Below are 17598 nucleotides of genomic sequence, written 5' to 3'. Positions count from 1 at the left end.
TCTCTTTTTCTGAATAAGTAAGATAGCCAATTATTTTTATCTTTTTTAATCATTAGAAGAGGGATTTAAAACTGTAATTTTGTCTCTATTTTCTGCTTTTTCTGCCAACACTTCGGCTTGTGCTTCTGCCACTAAGTCTCCCAATTGTTCGCCTGTTTCAGCTATGGTTTCTTTTGTTTTTTGATATAAAATCACTCCTGTTTTAATAGTAGCTTTAGCCACTGGCTTGAGTAAAGAAGCTACTGTCGGAGCAATAATCACCGCACCTACACCGATAGCAATGGTTTTAAGAGGGTCATTTTGGTACATATTTTTTATTTTATCTAGCATTATTTTCTCCTTAGAAATTAACTTAGTAAATACTGATGAAAGTATCGATTAAAGAAGGTTATTGTTTGCCTTATATTAGTCTTGAGTTACATAGATAATAGAAGCTGTTTCTTTATCTAAAGCGGCTCTACTTTTACCAACAGAAACTACATAGGAAGGAAACTTACTTTCAAGAGAAATATCAACTCCTTGGATAACTCCCATAGCCATTAAGTGACGAATAATCCCTTCATCTTTAGTTTCTAATTTCGCAACAATTGCCTTTGTTCCTATTTTTAAATTTGACAAAGGAATAGCATCCGACATATAGAACCTCTACTTAAGAAAAAGTTGTTAATTATTATCTAATGAATAATCAAAATTCTGAATATCCTACTAATAATAGTAACAGGATTTTCTTTTTTGATCAATTATAAATACTTCTTCCTTAACCATTTATTAACTATTTTTATCAATCAAAAAATTAAACTTTTATTAATTTGAAAAAATACCTTTACACATAGATTATTTATTTAATGTGAATATAGCAATCCTAGATGAGTCGTAATAAATAACAGACATTATGCGGAATCACAGAATCAACTGAGGTTATCTGAATTGATTTTCGTATTTTCAATTTCAATGAAGATGTGCTTATTAAAAATACGACTGTATAAATCTCGTGGTAAAAGGTAATTGCCACCAAGCAAGAAAGGGATAGCGATGATGTTCTTGATGGTAACTAAAATGATAACAGGTGATGAAAGATAATAATATCGGTAAATGAAGACTCTTAATAGTACTTAAACAAGATAAATTAAATTGATTATCATGATGATGACGGTGAGGTAAAAAAGTACCGAAAAAGAATAATTGTAAAGAACTAAAAATTAAAGGTAAAGCCCAAAATAATAGTAAATTTAACCAGTGAATTTGAAAAATATTAACAATTATTAAAATTAATAAAGCTAGACGACATAAATTTAAAAAACTGACATATTTTCCCATAAATCTCAAATACCAAAAGCAAAAATTTGGGTTATGCTCATGGAAGTCAGGATCAAGACTCGTACCAGTGAAACGATGATGCAAATAGTGTTTTTCCTTTAAATCTTTGAAAGATAACCCTGCATATAAGATTAAAGCTAAACGTGCGATCGCATCATTAATATTTTGATTATAAGGAACAAGAATACCGTGCATACCATCATGGGCAACGATAAACAAACCAGTATTGAAAAAGATTTGTAGAAATATAAGAAAAATAATTGCTAAAAAAGTGAGATTAGTGAAATCCACCACTAAGGCGAAAGAAATTGTCATCCCCCAAAAAAGAATAATTAGTAAAGCAACTAACAAACTAATATGATTGAGCATAAATATTGCTTGTATGTAAGAAAAAAAAGACTGTTGAGGGTCAGAATAGCCATAAAAACTAGGGTAACACGATTTTTTTGTTTCTCAGGGTAGCAAAATCCACACCTTATTTTTAAAGATTTATTTAATAAACAATGGTAGAATCTTTACATAAGTTAACAAAAAAATAGATGAGGTCATTATATGCCTTTTACCATTGATACCGCGCGGACAATTTTTCCCCAGACTTTAGCCGCCGATGTTGTACCTGCAACTATAGCAAGATTTTCTCAATTAAGTGCAGAAGACCAATTAGCCTTAATTTGGTTTGCTTACTTAGAGATGGGGAAAACCATTACCATTGCCGCCCCCGGTGCCGCTAGTATGGTATTAGCCGAATCCACCCTCAACGAAATCAAAGGGATGTCTCCTCAACAACAGTCTCAAGTCATGTGTGATTTAGCTAACCGTGCAGATACTCCTATTTGTCGTACTTATGCAGTTTGGTCTCCTAATATCAAACTTGGTTTCTGGTATCAATTAGGAAAATTCATGGAAGAAGGAATTGTCGCCCCTATTCCTCAAGGTTATCAACTCTCAGCCAACGCCAATGCAGTATTAGATGCCATTAAAAAGTTAGAATCTGGACAACAAATCACTGTACTTCGTAACGCAGTGGTAGATATGGGTTATGATGTCAATAAGCTAGGTAACTTTACCAGAGTAGCCGAGCCTGTAGCCCCTCCTACCGACATGAGTAAGCGTACAAAAGTAACCATTGAAGGAGTTACTAACAAAACTGTACTTGATTACATGGATAACTTAAACGCTAATGACTTTGATGCTTTAATCAGTTTATTTGTTGAAGATGGTGCATTGCAACCTCCTTTCAAACGCCCCATTGTTGGCAAAGAAAATGTTTATCGCTTTTTCAAAGAAGAATGTCAAAATTTAAAGTTAATTCCCCAACAAGGAGTTTCTGAACCTGCCGAAGATGGCTATACTCAAATTAAAGTAACTGGGAAAGTGCAAACCCCTTGGTTTGGTGGTAACGTCGGTATGGATATTGCTTGGCGCTTTTTACTTAATCCTGAGAATAAAATCTTTTTTGTTGCTATTGACTTATTAGCATCTCCTAAAGAGTTATTAAATTTTATCCGTTAAGAGATTTTTTTATAAATTGAGCAATAAATATATAATCATAATCCCCCTTTTGTTAAGGGGGTTTTTTCATTTTTGAGAAAGATAAAAGAAGGGGAGATAGGCAGATAGGGGGATGAAGGGATTTTTGTTTAACCCGCAACCTGCAACCTGAAACCTACCTAAACCAAATATTTGTGTATCGAACTGAGGTGACACCTTTTTTTTGCGTTTTACAGAAAGATATTGATATGATGATAGAAATCTTTAAATTTCCTTATATATATCATTTAATTATCTACTATGTCCACAACTATTAATACAACAGGATGGAATCATACCGAAATAGAAATTAGTCAAAAAGTTTTAAAAAAAGCCTATCAAAGAGAAACAGAAACTTTAATGGCACAAGTGAGAAATCAGATTGAGGATATGTCAGACATGGAGCAATTATGGCAAATTCATGATCTATTGAGTGCCAAGCGCTATGATCTTGATGGGAAATATGACACTAGAGAGGGAATGTTAGTGTTTACCTTTGCTCAACTTTTAAAAGAAGGTTGGATTAGTTTGGAAGAATTAACTGGTTTAGACTCGGCAAAATTAGCAAAAATTTCGTCTTTATCAAAAATTTAAGTTTTAGGTTTTAGCTTAAGTGTCGAAAGAAATTTCCCCACATTATAAAACCGTATTTCGGGCTTCTAGCCCGATTTTTGAAGTGTATTAACTAGGTAAAAATCGGTTGTAAAATTCTTACTGAAAGCACCTTATTTTCTCTTAAATATTCGATTTTCGATTCCTCAATAGTTATAACGGCAATGGTTTCACTGATGGTATTAAATACTTCTAAACTATAGCCATCTTCCCCATTTTTAACGGGATGATATTCAACAATAGTGGCAATATCTCCCTCACATAAATTATATTTCGGTATATTTTCTTTTAAGGCAACTCTTGTAAATAATTCAAATTTCATCATTTTATCTCCTTATTAGGATATAGTGTAATGAACTTGGTTTTTTCTGAGTCAAATTCTATCATCCAGATAAGATAGTAATTACAATTAAAATGACTCCATTAATTCCTTTTAATTGTCCTTTAATTTCATATTTCTCTCCAAAATTATTACTTTCAGTATAAACGGCATTTAAAGGTAAAATTTGTTCTCGTAAATCTTTTTCTAATTGTTTTGCAGTTGTTATCGTATAACCTGCTTTTAATAAAAATTGTGATTTATCATCAATAGGTTTCCATTTTAATAAATATTTTGTTAGCTTTGCTTCGGTAATGATTGCATCTTGAGGCAATTTCATTTTTTGAGAGTGTATTTAAGTTTTTTTCTGACTAAATAATAAACCACATCATAACTAACTTGAATTTGAAACTCTTGATTTAGCCAGTGTTGAATGTCTTTATAAGTTTTAAAATCGGGAGTGTCTTTCAGCTTTTCTGTTAATATTTTGATAACACTATCGGAAATAATTGATTTTCTGCCGCCGCTATTTTTATCTTTTTTATCTCTTAAAAACTGTTGTATTCCTTGTTGTTGATAACATCTTAACCACCATTGAATTGTTACTCGATGTTTGCCTACTATTTTGGCTACTTCTGTGATGGTTTTTACTTGTTTACTTTTGAGTAGATATAAAACTTGGATTTTCTGAAAGTTATCAGAAGTTTTCTGCTCGTTTAATAAGGTTTTTAAAGTTGCGATCGACTCTATAATATTAACTTGAGAAACTCCTGACATGAAACTATCTGTAAAACGAATTTAACAAAATTGGGTTTTATGTTTATAGATAATGGTTTTAATTTGCACTTACAGCTAGGAATTGTTAACAATTACTTGTTACAAAACTTAATATTTAGTGCGTAGGAGTTAGATATTATCCAACTTAATAGACTTTCGCATATTAAAACCCTACAGCAGGTATTTTGCCTGTAAATAGAAAGTAAAACTTCTCACAGGGTTAGAAAAATTAGATAGTGAGGTGAATAATATTTAAGCCTTGATTGACTAAATAACCAACAAAAAAGGCAAAGGGAAAAATAAAAGATACCATTGCTAAAGTAGTTTTCCATCCTCTCTCTTTCAACATCACTTGAAATTGAGCGATACAGGGTAAAAACAGAGTTAAAATAATGGCACAAACCACCAACTGATTACCTGTTAATCCTGCATTGCTTTGAATATCAAACAATCCTGCCGCACCATAGTCTCTGCGGAAAAATCCATATAAGAAAATAGGGGATACTTCTTCAGGTAAACCTAATGCAAGGGTGATGGGATTAATCCAACTAATGATTAAGCTAAATAAACCTGTTAATTTACCAAACCAAATAAGAATAGATGCGTAAATGAATAGGGGGATAATTTCCCAGAAATACCATTTCATTCTAATCACGGTTTTAGTGATAATATTTTCAATTTTGGGCATCCTCAAAGGAGGCACTTCCATATAAAATTGAGCAGGTTTACCTGGTAAGAAACGAGAGGTTAAAAATCCTGCTAACAAAAATATACCTAAAACCACTACTGCCCATATTGATAAAGCAAGGGGATTTTTTGCTAATAACCCTAAGATAACGCCCCATTGAGCCGCACAGGGTATGGCTAGGGCAAGTAAGAAGGTTGCAATAATTCTTTCTCTTTTAGTTTCGAGAGTGCGAGTAACCACTGTCGCCATAGTATCACAGCCCAAGCCTAAAACAATAGGAATGACGGCCCTTCCTGATAATCCCATAGTTTTAAAGACTCTGTCTAACATGAGAGATAAACGAGGTAAATATCCTGTGTCTTCTAAAAGGGAAAACATGAGGAAATAAGTTGCAACAATGGGTAAAATAATCGCTGTAGCGTAGCGAATACCTAGGGTGACGATACCGTAGTCATTGGCGAATAAGTCTTGAATTACTACCCATGGAAAAATTTGGGCAACGATATGGTTAACAAAGGGGTTAATATTCTCCTCGAAAAACCCTTCAATTAAATCAACTAATGTGCCTGCACCAAAGTTACCGACAAATTGATAAATTCCATAGTAAAGCACGAGGGCTAAAATCGGAAATCCTGTGAGAGGATTAATCATCCATTGATGTAGTTTTTCTCCAATTCCTCTCTGACTATCGCTATTATCTTGCAATACTTGTTGTTCAATTTCTAAGGCTTTCTGTTGTCTAGTAAATGCGATCGCCTCTGTGATAGATTTACCTAATTGAGTTTGTACATCATAGATAATTTCTTCAATAGGAGAAATACTAGGAATATATTGTTGCAAATTAGCGATAACTTCTCTGTCTCTTTGAATGACTAATAAGGCTAAGCTACGGCGAGAAATTAGGGGATTTTGCTGAAAAAATAATTCTGCTTCTTGACTTAAAAAAGATTCTATTTTTTCTAAACCTTTTTCAATAATATTAGGATAGGTAATATTAGCTGACATAACTTAAAATTCTCCGTTTTAATTGATCTACTCCGAAACCTGTTGCCGCAGACATTTTGACTACGGGAATCCCCAATTTATCTTCTAAAGTAAGGGGATCAATTTTTATTTTTAATTTCTCTGCTTCATCAATCATATTCACTGCTAATAAAGTAGGAAAACCAGCTTCAATTAACTGAAAAGTAAGGGTTAACATTCGGGCTAAGTTTTTAGCTTCAACCACATGAATAGCAAGAGACAAAGAGTCTTGCAATAGTAAATCTCTAGCCACTCTTTCTTCTTCGGTGATAGGCAGTAAAGAATACATCCCCGGAGTATCAATAATGGAAAAATAATCATTATCTATTTGACATTTTCCTTGAGAAATTTCTACCGTTGTGCCGGGATAATTAGATACATCAACATAAATACCAGTTAAGGTATTAAATAAAACACTTTTTCCTACATTTGGCATTCCTACTAAAGCAATTTTTCCTGTAGTTTCTCTCTCAATAGCTTTAGTCTTTTTTTTCTTAAATAGAGATGAAAACCAATTATTTTTGTTGTGAGAATGACAAGTTTTGCTTTGACATTGATGACAATTCATTTTATTTCTTTGCCTCGCAATTTAGACTTTTCGTCTTAGAGTTTTGCATAGTTTTTTTCGATAATAACTACCGTATTTTTACTTTTTTGTTTCCTAGTTAGTCTATTTTTACTATTTTTGATTCAGATAATTTTCAATAGTTATTATGATTATTTTTCAATGTTTATATTTTAGATCAGTTGAAAAATATTTTCAAGAGTTGTTGCAATTTTTTATCATTTACTTTAAGCAAAAATAACTTATAAGCGATGAAGCGATGATAGGTATTAGGATTCAGGTAATAAACTTTTTGTAAAAGTTGGGTGAGAAGCAAGAGTTAAGAAAATTAATTATTTCCCCATAGAAATTCATCTTCATGTTTATGACTATTGCCCATTCACCCCTTACACCAGTAAACTTATGGGCAAACCTGATTTAGTTTTTGTCGAATATGTCTGCACTCATTTCCTTTGTTGGTTCATTAATTATCGTATTATCCTTGCTTTTCTCTGTTTCATGGGAAAAACCTGCAATGGCTTCTATTTTCCATTTTGAGGGGAGTGTGCCTACGAATTTAGGGGTAAAAGATGGTAAATTAAAACAATGTCCTCCTTCTCCTAATTGTGTTATTAGTCAAACAGAGGATGAAACTCACTACATCAAACCGTTAAAGTATAACAGCGATCGCACTTCTGCTTACAATAATTTTCTCAAAATCCTTTCTGTTGTACCTGATACCGTGATAGTAGAAAAAACAGATAACTATATCCGCACTGAATCAAGAAGTAAAATTATGGGCTTTGTGGATGATGCCGAATTTTATTTTCCTGAAGATGAAAAAGTAGTACAATGGCGATCAGCTTCTCGTTTGGGAGAGTCTGATTTAGGGGTGAATCGTCGTCGCTTAGAGCAAATTCGCCTTGCGTTTAATGACTTTACCTCAGTTCAAGATTAAATTATTCGGTTTAGGTAGTGATGGAGTGAATAATAAAATAATAAATAGTCAATAACACAAACTCTGAACTTCTGACTCCTATCGATTACTCCTTACTTATTTACTGTCCCAACACCCAACACCCCAAACCCCTGTCTAATTTCATTACTTATTAAAAATCATGGCTTTTACAGTAAATCCGATCAAATTTGGTACAGACGGTTGGCGCGGAGTTATTGCCGCCGATTTTACTTTTGAGCGAGTGGCAAAATTAGCACCTTTGTCGGCTCATGTTTTACGGGAATATAACCCCAATTCTAATTTAATGATTGTAGGATTCGATCGCCGTTTTTTAGCGGAAGATTTTGCGAGGTTGGCGGCCGATAGCTTACAGGAAGCTGGTTTTGATGTGTTGTTATCAGATAGTTTTGCTCCAACTCCTGCTTTTAGTTGGGCGGCGAAGGAAAAAAATGCTTTAGGTGCTTTAGTTTTAACCGCTAGTCATAATCCTGCAAAATACTTAGGCTTAAAGGTAAAAGGAGCTTTTGGTGGTTCTGTCACTGAAGATGTAACTCAGAAAATTGAAGCCTTAATCGCTAAGGATGAAGCTATTACTAGCAATAAAGAAGGTAGTATTACATTATTTAATCCTTGGGAAAGCTACTGTCAACAATTAAGTTCTCAAGTCAATGTTAATATTATCAGAGATGCGATCGCATCTGGCAAATTAAAAATATTTGTAGACGTGATGCACGGCTCGGCTTCTGGGGGGCTACGTCGTTTATTAGGCTGTGATATAGAAGAAATTAACGCTAATCGAGATCCTCTTTTCGATGGTGGTGCGCCTGAACCTTTACCTCGTTATATCTCTGAATTATTCCGTAGAGTCAAGGAAGATACTAAAAATAACCCTCATGGGTTGCGAATGGGCTTAGTCTTCGATGGAGATTGCGATCGCATTGCCGCAGTTGATGGACAGGGAAACTTCTGTAGTACGCAAATTTTGATTCCCGTTTTAATTGAGCATTTAGCCCAAAGAAAAGGAATGAAGGGGGAAATTGTCAAAACGGTGAGCGGATCGGACTTAATACCCAAAATAGCTCAGTTTATGAATATTCCTATCTCCGAGACTGCGATCGGTTATAAATACATTGCAGAAAGAATGTTACAAAATCAAGTTTTAGTAGGAGGAGAAGAATCAGGAGGAGTGGGCTACAGTAATCATATCCCCGAAAGGGATGCTTTGTTATCTGCTTTATATGTCCTTGAAGCAGTGGTAGAATCAGGAAAAGATATTAGTGATTTATACAATAACCTCCGTCAACAAGTCAATTTTACCTCAGAGTACGATCGCATCGATCTACCTTTGAAAAATTTGGAACAAAAAAACCTCTTACAACAGAAACTTTCAGACAATCCCCTTACAGAAATAGCGGGAAAGAAAGTAATCGATTGCCTTGCCATTGATGGCTATAAATACCGTCTTGAAGATAATAGTTGGCTATTAATTCGTTTCAGTGGTACTGAACCATTATTGCGTTTATATTCAGAAGCACCTACTTTAAAAATAGTCCAAGAAAATCTCCATTGGGCAAAAGAATGGGCAACGAAAGGATAAAAATAGCTTGATTTTGGGGTGTTGATGGTTTGAGGTTTTGGGTTATTAGGATATTAGGGTGTTGGAGTATTGGGGTGTTGGGGTATTAGGGATAAACTAATTAATTATCTTTGTTTATTGCCCTTTTAACTTTGACTTTGCCTACTTGGTAATAACTATCTTTTCTCCGGGTTGAGGCTCAATAACATTTACAGATAAGTTAGCCTCTTTTAACAAATTACGCAGTCTTTCAATAGTGCCATCAGGTTTTAAAAGATTGACCAATAAACCGTCAAAATCTATATCTCCTCCTGCGGCTGTGGACAGAATATATTGAGGATTAAGCCAACGGCAGACTTCTACCGCAGTTTCTTGACCTTTAATAACAGGGCCAAGGAAAGGAATTTTGATGTTAGTTAAAGGAGTAATAATTGTGGTAATTGATTCTTGTTTTTGTAAATTGGGTGAGTGAAAGCCGTGGGGTTCATAATAAATGGATTCCCCAGTCATTAAATCTCTAAGAATATATCCATTCTCTACTACACCCGGCCCAACGGGAGAACCTGCGATCGCATCTATTTGAATTTTATCATTAAAAATGTAGCTTTCATTATGCTTAAGAGTAGTGATATTGGTATAACCAAAATCCTGACAAACTTTTCCCGCATTTACCGAAGCCACCACAGGTAAATTATGATCTAAAACCTTTAAAGTAGGGGGATGAGCATGATCTTCTAAACCCTGAGAAAGAAGAATAAAATCAATATTGTCAGGAATAGGGCGAGATGTCTTCTTTTTCCCTTCTAGTAACCATTTAAGATTACCGAAAACCAAAGAACCCACTAACCAAGGATCTAGTAAAATCCTTGTATTAGACATTTCGATCAACCATGAGTTGCTATCTAACCAAGTTAATTGCATGAGAATAATTGCGGAATAAATAATTGCTATTTCTTCATTCTACTTTATTAGACTTCTGGTAAAACGAGGTTTTCTGATTGTAATAAGATGAGAGAATCTGCATCTAGCTATTTTAACTCTGAACTCCGAAAACCGAACTCCGAACTCAGGTTTATAGTTTTCGGCTAGAAATTTGCAAACGTTATCAAACATCATCAAACATTGGTATTAAGTTAAGACGGATTTAACTTACATTTTTTCTGATTGTTGAAAAGATTTTCTATAATTGTATTTATCTTTACAAAACTTAATCTTAAAAACCCGTTTAATATCCCCATACAAATTGCTAATATTGGGTAATTATGGCATTAACAAAAACAATTTTATCTCCTAGAGATGAATGGAAAACAGCAGAAAATTTTTGCGTCCAATGTGGTAAATTTCACCCTAGTCAAAGTCACTGGGAATTTATGCAAACTATGCCTCAAGATCCTCTTGAGATGATTAGTGATTTGACAAAAATGGGGGTTTATAAACCCGTTACTTTCGATATTGCCAACTCCTTAAGCACCGCAGAATTAAGGAAAGAATTATTCTTAAAAATGGCTGGAAAAGGAAGCCCGAAAAGAGAGAAATTGGTCTTAGAATTGGCAAAACAAGCAGGTGGTTTGGATAATGCTTTTTCCGCCGCCTTTGGTGCAAAAGCTGGAGAATTTTTTGGTGATGCTATCCGCAGTGGTGAATTTAGTCGTCGTAAATTTTTGCAAAATGTAGCCATTGGAGCGGCTTTAGTTACCCTTGTTAATGCCTGTGGCAACAATGCTGGTACTCCTGAGTCTCAACCCGATGCCCCTCCCCCTGATACTTCTAACTTAGAAAAAACAGATTTAAAGGTGGGCTTTATACCCATTACCTGTGCTACTCCGATTATTATGTCTGAGCCTTTAGGTTTTTATCAAAAGTACGGCTTAAACACTCAGGTTGTAAAAATGCCGAGTTGGGGGGCGGTGAGGGATTCTGCGATCGCAGGGGAGTTAGACGCATATCATATGTTAGCACCCATGCCCATTGCCATGACTTTGGGATTAGGTTCGGCTACCTTTGGGGTAAGATTGGCAAGTATCGAAAATATCAACGGACAAGCCATCACCGTTTCTAATAAGTATAAGGGTAAAATCAACGGTCCTGCGGACTTTAAGGGTTTTGTGTTGGGAGTACCTTTCCCCTATTCTATGCACAATTTACTCTTACGTTACTATTTAGCCACAGGGGGTATTAATCCAGATGTGGACGTTACCATTCGCCCCGTACCACCGCCAGACAGTATCGCCCAATTAGTAGCAGGGGATATTGACGGTTTCTTGATGCCTGATCCCTTTAATCAACGGGCAGTCTATGAAAATGCAGGATTTATTCATAAGTTAACCAAAGAATTATGGCCCGGGCATCCCTGTTGTGCTTTTGCGGCAAGTGATACATGGATTAACGAAAATCCTAACACCTTTAGAGCGTTAAATAAATCCATTATCGAGGCAACGGGTTACGCTAGTAAACCAGAAAATAGAGTCGAAATTGCTGAGGCTATCTCCGATCGCGCCTTTTTGAATCAACCAGTAGAAGTAGTTCAAGCAGTCTTAACAGGTAAATTTGAGGATGGTTTAGGTAATAACTTAGATGTACCCGATCGCATCGACTTTGATCCTTATCCCTGGCAGAGTTTCGCAAACTGGATTATGTCTCAATTAGTACGTTGGGATATATCAGGAGACGGTAAAGCCAAACAATTAACCGCCGATGGTAAGTATAACCAATTAGGACAAGAAATCTTCCTCACGGATTTAGCGAGGGAACTAGCGGAAGAATTAGGGCAAACACCCCCTGCGGACATTTATCGCACGGAAACCCTTGCTTTTGACACTTTTGATCCTCAAAATCCAGATCAATATATTCAGGCGCAGATTGATAAATATGGGTTTTAGGGTTCGGAGTTCGGAGTTCGGGGTTCGGAGTTTTTTTTAAGTAGGGGGTGTGGAGGGTAATTTTTATTCGCCTGACACCTAAAACCTGAAACCTGACACCTAATTTTCTACATTTTTCATTCTCAATTCTAAATTCTTATGACTATTGTACAAGGGCGATCGCCCCAAGATAAATTGAAACAATTACTCGATAACGAAAATGTCCAAGCCTGGGGAATATTCCTTCTTTCTTTGGGGATATTCCTACTGGTGTGGGAATTAGGGGCAAATGCCAAAATTTTCGCTAAAGGTATGCCTACAGCTTCCTTAACCCTCAAAGAATTATGGTGGTGGCTAACTAACCCCTTTTTCAACAATGGACCTAATGACATGGGTATCGGTTGGAATTTGTTAATTAGCTTGAGACGAGTTGCGATCGGCTATATTATGGCTTCGATCGTCGCCGTACCTTTGGGGATTTTGCTCGGAATGTCAAAAATAGCCACCAAAGCGTTTAATCCCTATGTACAGCTTTTAAAGCCCGTTTCCCCCCTTGCTTGGTTGCCTTTGGGTTTATATTTATTTCGAGATTCAGAAAAAACAGGCATTTTCATTATCTTAATCAGTAGTATTTGGCCCACTCTCGTTAATACTGCCTTTGGGGTGAGTAAAGTTAACTCTGACTATCTCGACGTAGCCAAAACCCTCGGTGCATCAAAATGGCGAACTATTTTCAAAGTTATTATCCCTGCGGCGTTGCCCAATATTATTTCTGGTTTACGCATCAGTATGGGGATTTCTTGGTTGGTAATTGTAGCGGCGGAAATGCTTTTAGGTACTGGCTTGGGTTACTTCATCTGGAGTGAATGGAATAATCTTTATCTACCTAACATCATCGTGGCAATTATCATCATTGGTTTAGTGGGACTTTTGCTAGATCAAATCTTCGCTTATTTAGAAAAAATGGTTTCATTTGGAAAAGAATCATCATGACGGTATCAACTCAACCAGAATATTTAACTTGTTTGGAGGCAGGGGATAACGTCCAACTGTGTCTTCGTAATGTTTCTAAAGTATTCTCAACAAAACAAGGCTTATTCGGCACAAAGAAAAAAGAATTTGTTGCCCTCGAAAATATCAATCTCGATATAGAATACAACACCTTTGTCAGTATCATTGGTCCTTCAGGCTGTGGAAAGTCAACCCTCTTAAGCATTATTGCAGGGTTAAGTTCTGCTAGTGGTGGCTCTGTAATGATGAATAAAGAACCCATCATCGGGCCAGGCCCCGATCGAGGTATGGTGTTTCAAAGTTACGCCCTAATGCCCTGGATGACGGTAGAGGAAAACATCCGTTTTGCAGTGGAAACAGTTTACCCAAAAATGCCCATAACCCAACAAAAACGCATTGTTAAAGAACATTTGCAAATGGTAGGGTTAACAGGGGCATCTAAAAAACATCCTCACGAGTTATCGGGGGGGATGCGTCAACGGGTAGGCATTGCCAGGGCATTGGCGATTAATCCAGATATTTTACTAATGGATGAGCCTTTTGGGGCATTAGATGCTTTAACTCGTGGCTTTTTACAAGAAGAAATTGAGCGTATTTGGGAAGAACATCGGAAAACGGTAATTATGATTACCCACAGTATCGATGAGGCTTTATTGTTGTCAGATAAAATCATCATGATGACAAAAGGTCCTCGAGCAGGTATTGCTCAAATTCTTGATGTACCTTTCCCCCGTCCTCGTAATCGTTTTGAAGTAGAAGATCATCCTGCTTATCATGACTTGAAAGTGGCGATGGAAGAACACTTATACCGAGAAACTAGAGCGGTGGAAGAAGCCAGAGTCAACAATTAATCCGAGTTCGGAGTTTTTTAATATCAAAATTGCGATCGCACCTATGGAATCGAAACCACCCTTCCCACCTTTCACCCTCGAAACAGCACAACAAAAAGTGCAAATGGCTGAGGATGCTTGGAACACAAGAGATCCTGAAAAGGTTGTTTTAGCCTATACCATTGATTCTCAATGGCGTAATCGTTCTGAATTTTTGTCTGGTAGAGAAGAAATCAAGGCTTTTTTATACCGTAAATGGGCAAAGGAGTTAGATTATCGTTTACGCAAGGAATTATGGGCTTTTACAGATAATCGTATTGCCGTTCGTTTTGAATATGAGTGGCACGACGAATCTAATCAGTGGTATCGTTCTTATGGCAATGAAATGTGGGAATTTGCCGACAACGGCTTAATGCAAAATCGTTTTGCTAGTATCAATGATGTTTTGATCAAGGAATCAGAACGAAAATTTCTCTGGGAAAGGGGTTAAATAGTTCAACTCTAAACTCACACACAATCAACTGTAATTATTTTATTTAGGTGAACACATTATGACTATTGCAGAAATTACCAAAACTTTATTACAAGCAAAAAAATCAAAGGGTGTTACTTTTGCTCAATTAGAAGAAATTTTAGGACGGGATGAAGTATGGATCGCATCGGTGATTTACCGTCAAGCTAGTGCTGATGAAACAGAAGCGAAAAAGCTAGTTGAGGCGTTAGGTTTATCTACAGAGCTCGCCAAAGAATTAACAATACCCCCTTTAAAAGGCTCTTTAGACCCTGTAATTCCCACTGATCCTCTGATTTATCGTTTTTACGAAATTATGCAGGTGTATGGAATGCCCATGAAAGAGGTTATCCATGAAAAATTTGGGGATGGTATCATGAGTGCGATCGACTTTACCTTAGATGTGGACAAAGTGGAAGATCCAAAAGGCGATCGAGTCCAAGTTACAATGTGTGGTAAGTTTTTACCCTATAAAAAATGGTAAATTTTTTCCAAAGTATCAAAGAACCATTTTAGTTCACAAGAGGTCTAAAGAATAACTATTGTTAATTTTTGACAGTCTGTAAGGTGAAATTATGAAGTTAACTTTCACAGGAATAGTATCTTTAGGTCTTATTTTCTCTAGTTCTTTATTTGTCTTTGCTCAGAATCGAAATGCCTCTTTTTCTGGCACAGTGGAAAGGGTTTGGGAGGATGGTTTTCAATTAAAAACGGACTCTCGTTCTCTTTCCGTTGATTCTTACAGTGTCTGTGGGGATAAAACCCCTCAACATATACAAGTGGGGGATCAAGTTACTGTGACGGGAGAATTGGAAATTCTTGAATTTGACGCTTTCTCTATTATTAAAAATAACAATACTAAAGTATGTCAATCATAGTTGAAGTTTTCTCTCCAAGGGTTAAGGTAGATTAGAGCAACAAAAAAGCTCAGTATTACCAAGTTGTTTTTCAAAACTATCTGATACCCTAAGCCTCACTTCACTTAACATAAACGCAACTACACAAGATTAGTTATAAGAGACTAATTTTGCCCTTAAGTTTTTAATTTTGTCTCTATATTCGGCGGCTTTTTCAAATTCTAAATTCTTAGCTGATTCTTTCATTTTTTCCTCAAATTGCTTAATTAAATCTGGTATCTTATCAAGGCTAATTTCTTCGACTTGGTTATAAACTTCCTCTAATTGTTGAGAGTTTAATTTTCGAGATATATCTAAAAACTCTAAAATAGAATTACTGGATTTTTTACTAATAGATTGAGGAATAATATTATTTTTTTGATTATATTCTAGTTGAATTTTTCTTCTTCTCTTCGTTTCATTAATCGCTTTTTCCATGCTATCGGTAAAGTTATCAGCGTATAAAATAGCTTGTCCATTAACGTGTCTTGCCGCCCTTCCTATGGTTTGAATTAATGATTTTTCTGACCTCAAAAATCCTTCTTTATCTGCATCTAAAATAATCGCTAATGAGACTTCAGGTAAATCTAGCCCTTCCCTTAATAAATTCACTCCAATTAAGACATCAAATTCTCCTGCCCTTAAACTCTGTAATATTTCTATTCTCTCAATAGATTGAATTTCAGAATGCAAATATTGTACATTTACCCCTCTTTCCTGCAAATATTCTGTCAAATCTTCTGACATTCTTTTTGTTAAAGTTGTTATTAATACCCTTTCTTTTCTCTTAATTCTCTCTTTAATTTCTCCTAATAAGTCGTCCACTTGTCCTTCGGTAGGTCTTACAAAAATTTCGGGATCTAAGATACCAGTAGGGCGAATAATTTGCTCCGTAATTCTATTTTCTGATTGTTCAATTTCCCAATTACTAGGAGTAGCAGAAACGAAAATACATTGTTGAACTTTCTGCCAAAATTCATCGGCTTTTAAAGGGCGATTATCTGCCGCACTGGGTAAGCGAAAACCATGATCAATTAATACTTTCTTTCGTGCTTGATCTCCATTATACATCCCCCTAATTTGCGGTACAGTAACGTGGGATTCGTCCACTACTAAAAGCCAATCTTCAGGAAAATAATCCACTAAACAATCGGGGGGTTGCCCTGCTTTTCTACCTGTTAAATGTCTTGAATAATTCTCTACTCCATTACAATATCCCACTTCTTTTAACATCTCTAAATCATATTTTGTTTTCTGTTTTAATCGTTGTGCCTCGACTAATTTTCCCTGTTTTTCCAATTCTATTAACCTTTCTTCTAATTCCATCTCGATAAGCGCGATCGCACCCTCTAATTGGTCTTGAGGTGTTACAAAGTGCTTGGCAGGGTAGATGTTAATTCGCTCTAATTCTTGCAATAATTCCCCTGTAACAGGATCTAAAAGAGAAATTGCTTCGATTTCATCTCCAAAAAATTCGACTCTTATAACTCGATCTTCGTAGGCAGGGACGATTTCTAACACATCCCCTTTGAGGCGAAAAGTAGCACGGGATAGCTCTGTATCGTTGCGATGATACTGTACATTTACTAAATCCCTAAGTAGTTGACGAGGATCATATTCTTGGTTAATCTCTAAAGGGATAGAGGCTTTGAGGTATTCAACGGGCATCCCTAAACCATAAATACAACTGATGGAAGCAACGACAATGACATCCTTTCTTTCAAATAATGACCTAGTAGCGGAGTGACGCAACATATCAATTTCATCGTTAATAGACGAACTTTTCTCGATGTAGGTATCGGTAACGGGAATATAAGCCTCTGGTTGGTAGTAGTCGTAATAGCTGATAAAGTATTCAACGGCATTGTGAGGGAAAAACTGCCTTAATTCGTTGCACAGTTGCGCCGCTAAGGTTTTATTATGGGCTAATACTAACGTTGGTTTTTGATGTTGAGCAATAGTACACGCTATGGTATAAGTTTTACCAGTACCTGTTGCACCGAGGAGGGTTTGAAAACGATTTCCTGATGATAATGATTCCACTAAAGATGCGATCGCACTTGGTTGATCTCCAGTGGGTTGGAAGGGTGAGTTAAGATGAAACATTAGATCTTTAACGAGAAAATTTTGCTCAATAATACTTTAATA

Annotated in this window: 20 protein-coding genes; 10 read left to right on the top strand and 10 right to left on the bottom strand. The window is 35.9% G+C overall.

All coding sequences use genetic code 11. The features are described 5' to 3' along the window. Window positions 1–45: 45 nt before the first annotated feature. The 3 genes from Dongsha4_RS07225 to Dongsha4_RS07215 form a co-directional block, all read right to left on the bottom strand. Window positions 46–330, bottom strand: a complete 285-nt coding sequence (locus Dongsha4_RS07225; protein ID WP_330205019.1) for a DUF5132 domain-containing protein — start codon at window positions 328–330, stop codon at window positions 46–48. 75 nt (window positions 331–405) lie between these two features. Beyond that, entirely contained in the window at window positions 406–636 is a 231-nt protein-coding gene (locus Dongsha4_RS07220; protein WP_330205018.1) for a FeoA family protein, read from the bottom strand. 330 nt (window positions 637–966) lie between these two features. Beyond that, window positions 967–1686, bottom strand: coding sequence for a fatty acid desaturase (locus Dongsha4_RS07215; protein WP_330205017.1), 720 nt, complete (start codon window positions 1684–1686; stop codon window positions 967–969). A 183-nt stretch (window positions 1687–1869) separates the two neighbouring features. Here Dongsha4_RS07215 and Dongsha4_RS07210 point away from each other — a divergent pair, with 183 nt between their 5' ends. Both Dongsha4_RS07210 and Dongsha4_RS07205 read left to right on the top strand, forming a co-directional pair. Continuing rightward, a complete protein-coding gene (locus Dongsha4_RS07210) occupies window positions 1870–2829 on the top strand; it encodes an orange carotenoid-binding protein (RefSeq protein ID WP_330205016.1) in 960 nt (319 codons plus the stop codon). A gap of 279 nt (window positions 2830–3108) precedes the next feature. Further along, complete coding sequence (locus tag Dongsha4_RS07205; protein ID WP_330205015.1) at window positions 3109–3441, top strand: hypothetical protein; 333 nt, start codon at window positions 3109–3111, stop codon at window positions 3439–3441. 91 nt (window positions 3442–3532) lie between these two features. On the opposite strand, the gene Dongsha4_RS07200 is transcribed toward Dongsha4_RS07205, so the two are convergent. The 5 genes from Dongsha4_RS07200 to Dongsha4_RS07180 form a co-directional block, all read right to left on the bottom strand. Continuing rightward, window positions 3533–3784 (bottom strand): DUF4926 domain-containing protein, encoded by a 252-nt coding sequence (locus Dongsha4_RS07200; RefSeq protein WP_330205014.1) that lies wholly within the window; start codon window positions 3782–3784, stop codon window positions 3533–3535. 58 nt (window positions 3785–3842) lie between these two features. After that, entirely contained in the window at window positions 3843–4118 is a 276-nt protein-coding gene (locus Dongsha4_RS07195; protein WP_330205013.1) for a DUF6883 domain-containing protein, read from the bottom strand. Then, window positions 4115–4555, bottom strand: coding sequence for a helix-turn-helix domain-containing protein (locus Dongsha4_RS07190; RefSeq protein ID WP_330205012.1), 441 nt, complete (start codon window positions 4553–4555; stop codon window positions 4115–4117). Before Dongsha4_RS07190 ends, Dongsha4_RS07195 begins: the two co-directional genes overlap by 4 nt. A gap of 229 nt (window positions 4556–4784) precedes the next feature. Beyond that, window positions 4785–6248, bottom strand: coding sequence for a ferrous iron transporter B (locus tag Dongsha4_RS07185; RefSeq protein WP_330205011.1), 1464 nt, complete (start codon window positions 6246–6248; stop codon window positions 4785–4787). Next, window positions 6238–6834 (bottom strand): FeoB small GTPase domain-containing protein, encoded by a 597-nt coding sequence (locus Dongsha4_RS07180; protein WP_330205010.1) that lies wholly within the window; start codon window positions 6832–6834, stop codon window positions 6238–6240. The genes Dongsha4_RS07185 and Dongsha4_RS07180 overlap by 11 nt, the downstream gene beginning before the upstream one ends. 430 nt (window positions 6835–7264) lie before the next feature. Between Dongsha4_RS07180 and Dongsha4_RS07175 the strand changes: the two genes are divergently transcribed. Both Dongsha4_RS07175 and Dongsha4_RS07170 read left to right on the top strand, forming a co-directional pair. Further along, entirely contained in the window at window positions 7265–7768 is a 504-nt protein-coding gene (locus Dongsha4_RS07175) for a DUF1499 domain-containing protein (protein WP_330205009.1), read from the top strand. A gap of 160 nt (window positions 7769–7928) precedes the next feature. Further along, window positions 7929–9365 (top strand): phosphoglucomutase/phosphomannomutase family protein, encoded by a 1437-nt coding sequence (locus tag Dongsha4_RS07170; RefSeq protein ID WP_330205008.1) that lies wholly within the window; start codon window positions 7929–7931, stop codon window positions 9363–9365. 141 nt (window positions 9366–9506) lie between these two features. Here Dongsha4_RS07170 and Dongsha4_RS07165 read toward each other — a convergent pair whose 3' ends face one another. After that, window positions 9507–10265: an MBL fold metallo-hydrolase gene (locus tag Dongsha4_RS07165; RefSeq protein ID WP_330205007.1), complete on the bottom strand. Its 759-nt coding sequence runs from the start codon at window positions 10263–10265 to the stop codon at window positions 9507–9509. Between the two features lie 341 nt (window positions 10266–10606). Here Dongsha4_RS07165 and Dongsha4_RS07160 point away from each other — a divergent pair, with 341 nt between their 5' ends. The 6 genes from Dongsha4_RS07160 (at window position 10607) to Dongsha4_RS07135 (ending at window position 15432) form a co-directional block, all read left to right on the top strand. Further along, window positions 10607–12223: an ABC transporter substrate-binding protein gene (locus tag Dongsha4_RS07160; RefSeq protein ID WP_330205006.1), complete on the top strand. Its 1617-nt coding sequence runs from the start codon at window positions 10607–10609 to the stop codon at window positions 12221–12223. Between the two features lie 138 nt (window positions 12224–12361). Next, window positions 12362–13195, top strand: coding sequence for a nitrate ABC transporter permease (gene ntrB / locus Dongsha4_RS07155; RefSeq protein ID WP_330205005.1), 834 nt, complete (start codon window positions 12362–12364; stop codon window positions 13193–13195). Next, complete coding sequence (locus Dongsha4_RS07150) at window positions 13192–14064, top strand: ABC transporter ATP-binding protein (protein ID WP_190362137.1); 873 nt, start codon at window positions 13192–13194, stop codon at window positions 14062–14064. Before ntrB ends, Dongsha4_RS07150 begins: the two co-directional genes overlap by 4 nt. 43 nt (window positions 14065–14107) lie before the next feature. After that, window positions 14108–14533, top strand: a complete 426-nt coding sequence (locus tag Dongsha4_RS07145) for a nuclear transport factor 2 family protein (RefSeq protein ID WP_330205004.1) — start codon at window positions 14108–14110, stop codon at window positions 14531–14533. A gap of 61 nt (window positions 14534–14594) precedes the next feature. Continuing rightward, the gene (gene cynS / locus Dongsha4_RS07140; protein ID WP_330205003.1) at window positions 14595–15038 is read left to right on the top strand and encodes a cyanase; all 444 of its coding nucleotides are present in this window, start codon (window positions 14595–14597) and stop codon (window positions 15036–15038) included. A gap of 91 nt (window positions 15039–15129) precedes the next feature. Next, window positions 15130–15432: a hypothetical protein gene (locus tag Dongsha4_RS07135; protein WP_330205002.1), complete on the top strand. Its 303-nt coding sequence runs from the start codon at window positions 15130–15132 to the stop codon at window positions 15430–15432. A gap of 129 nt (window positions 15433–15561) precedes the next feature. Here the strand turns inward: Dongsha4_RS07135 and uvrB are convergent, their stop codons facing one another. Next, window positions 15562–17556 (bottom strand): excinuclease ABC subunit UvrB, encoded by a 1995-nt coding sequence (gene uvrB, locus Dongsha4_RS07130; protein ID WP_330205001.1) that lies wholly within the window; start codon window positions 17554–17556, stop codon window positions 15562–15564. Between the last annotated feature and the right edge of the window lie 42 nt (window positions 17557–17598).

Origin of the sequence: Cyanobacterium sp. Dongsha4, assembly GCF_036345015.1 — a bacterium.
In the GTDB taxonomy this organism is placed as follows: Bacteria; Cyanobacteriota; Cyanobacteriia; order Cyanobacteriales; family Cyanobacteriaceae; genus PCC-10605.
This window is presented reverse-complemented; position numbering and strand designations above follow the sequence as displayed.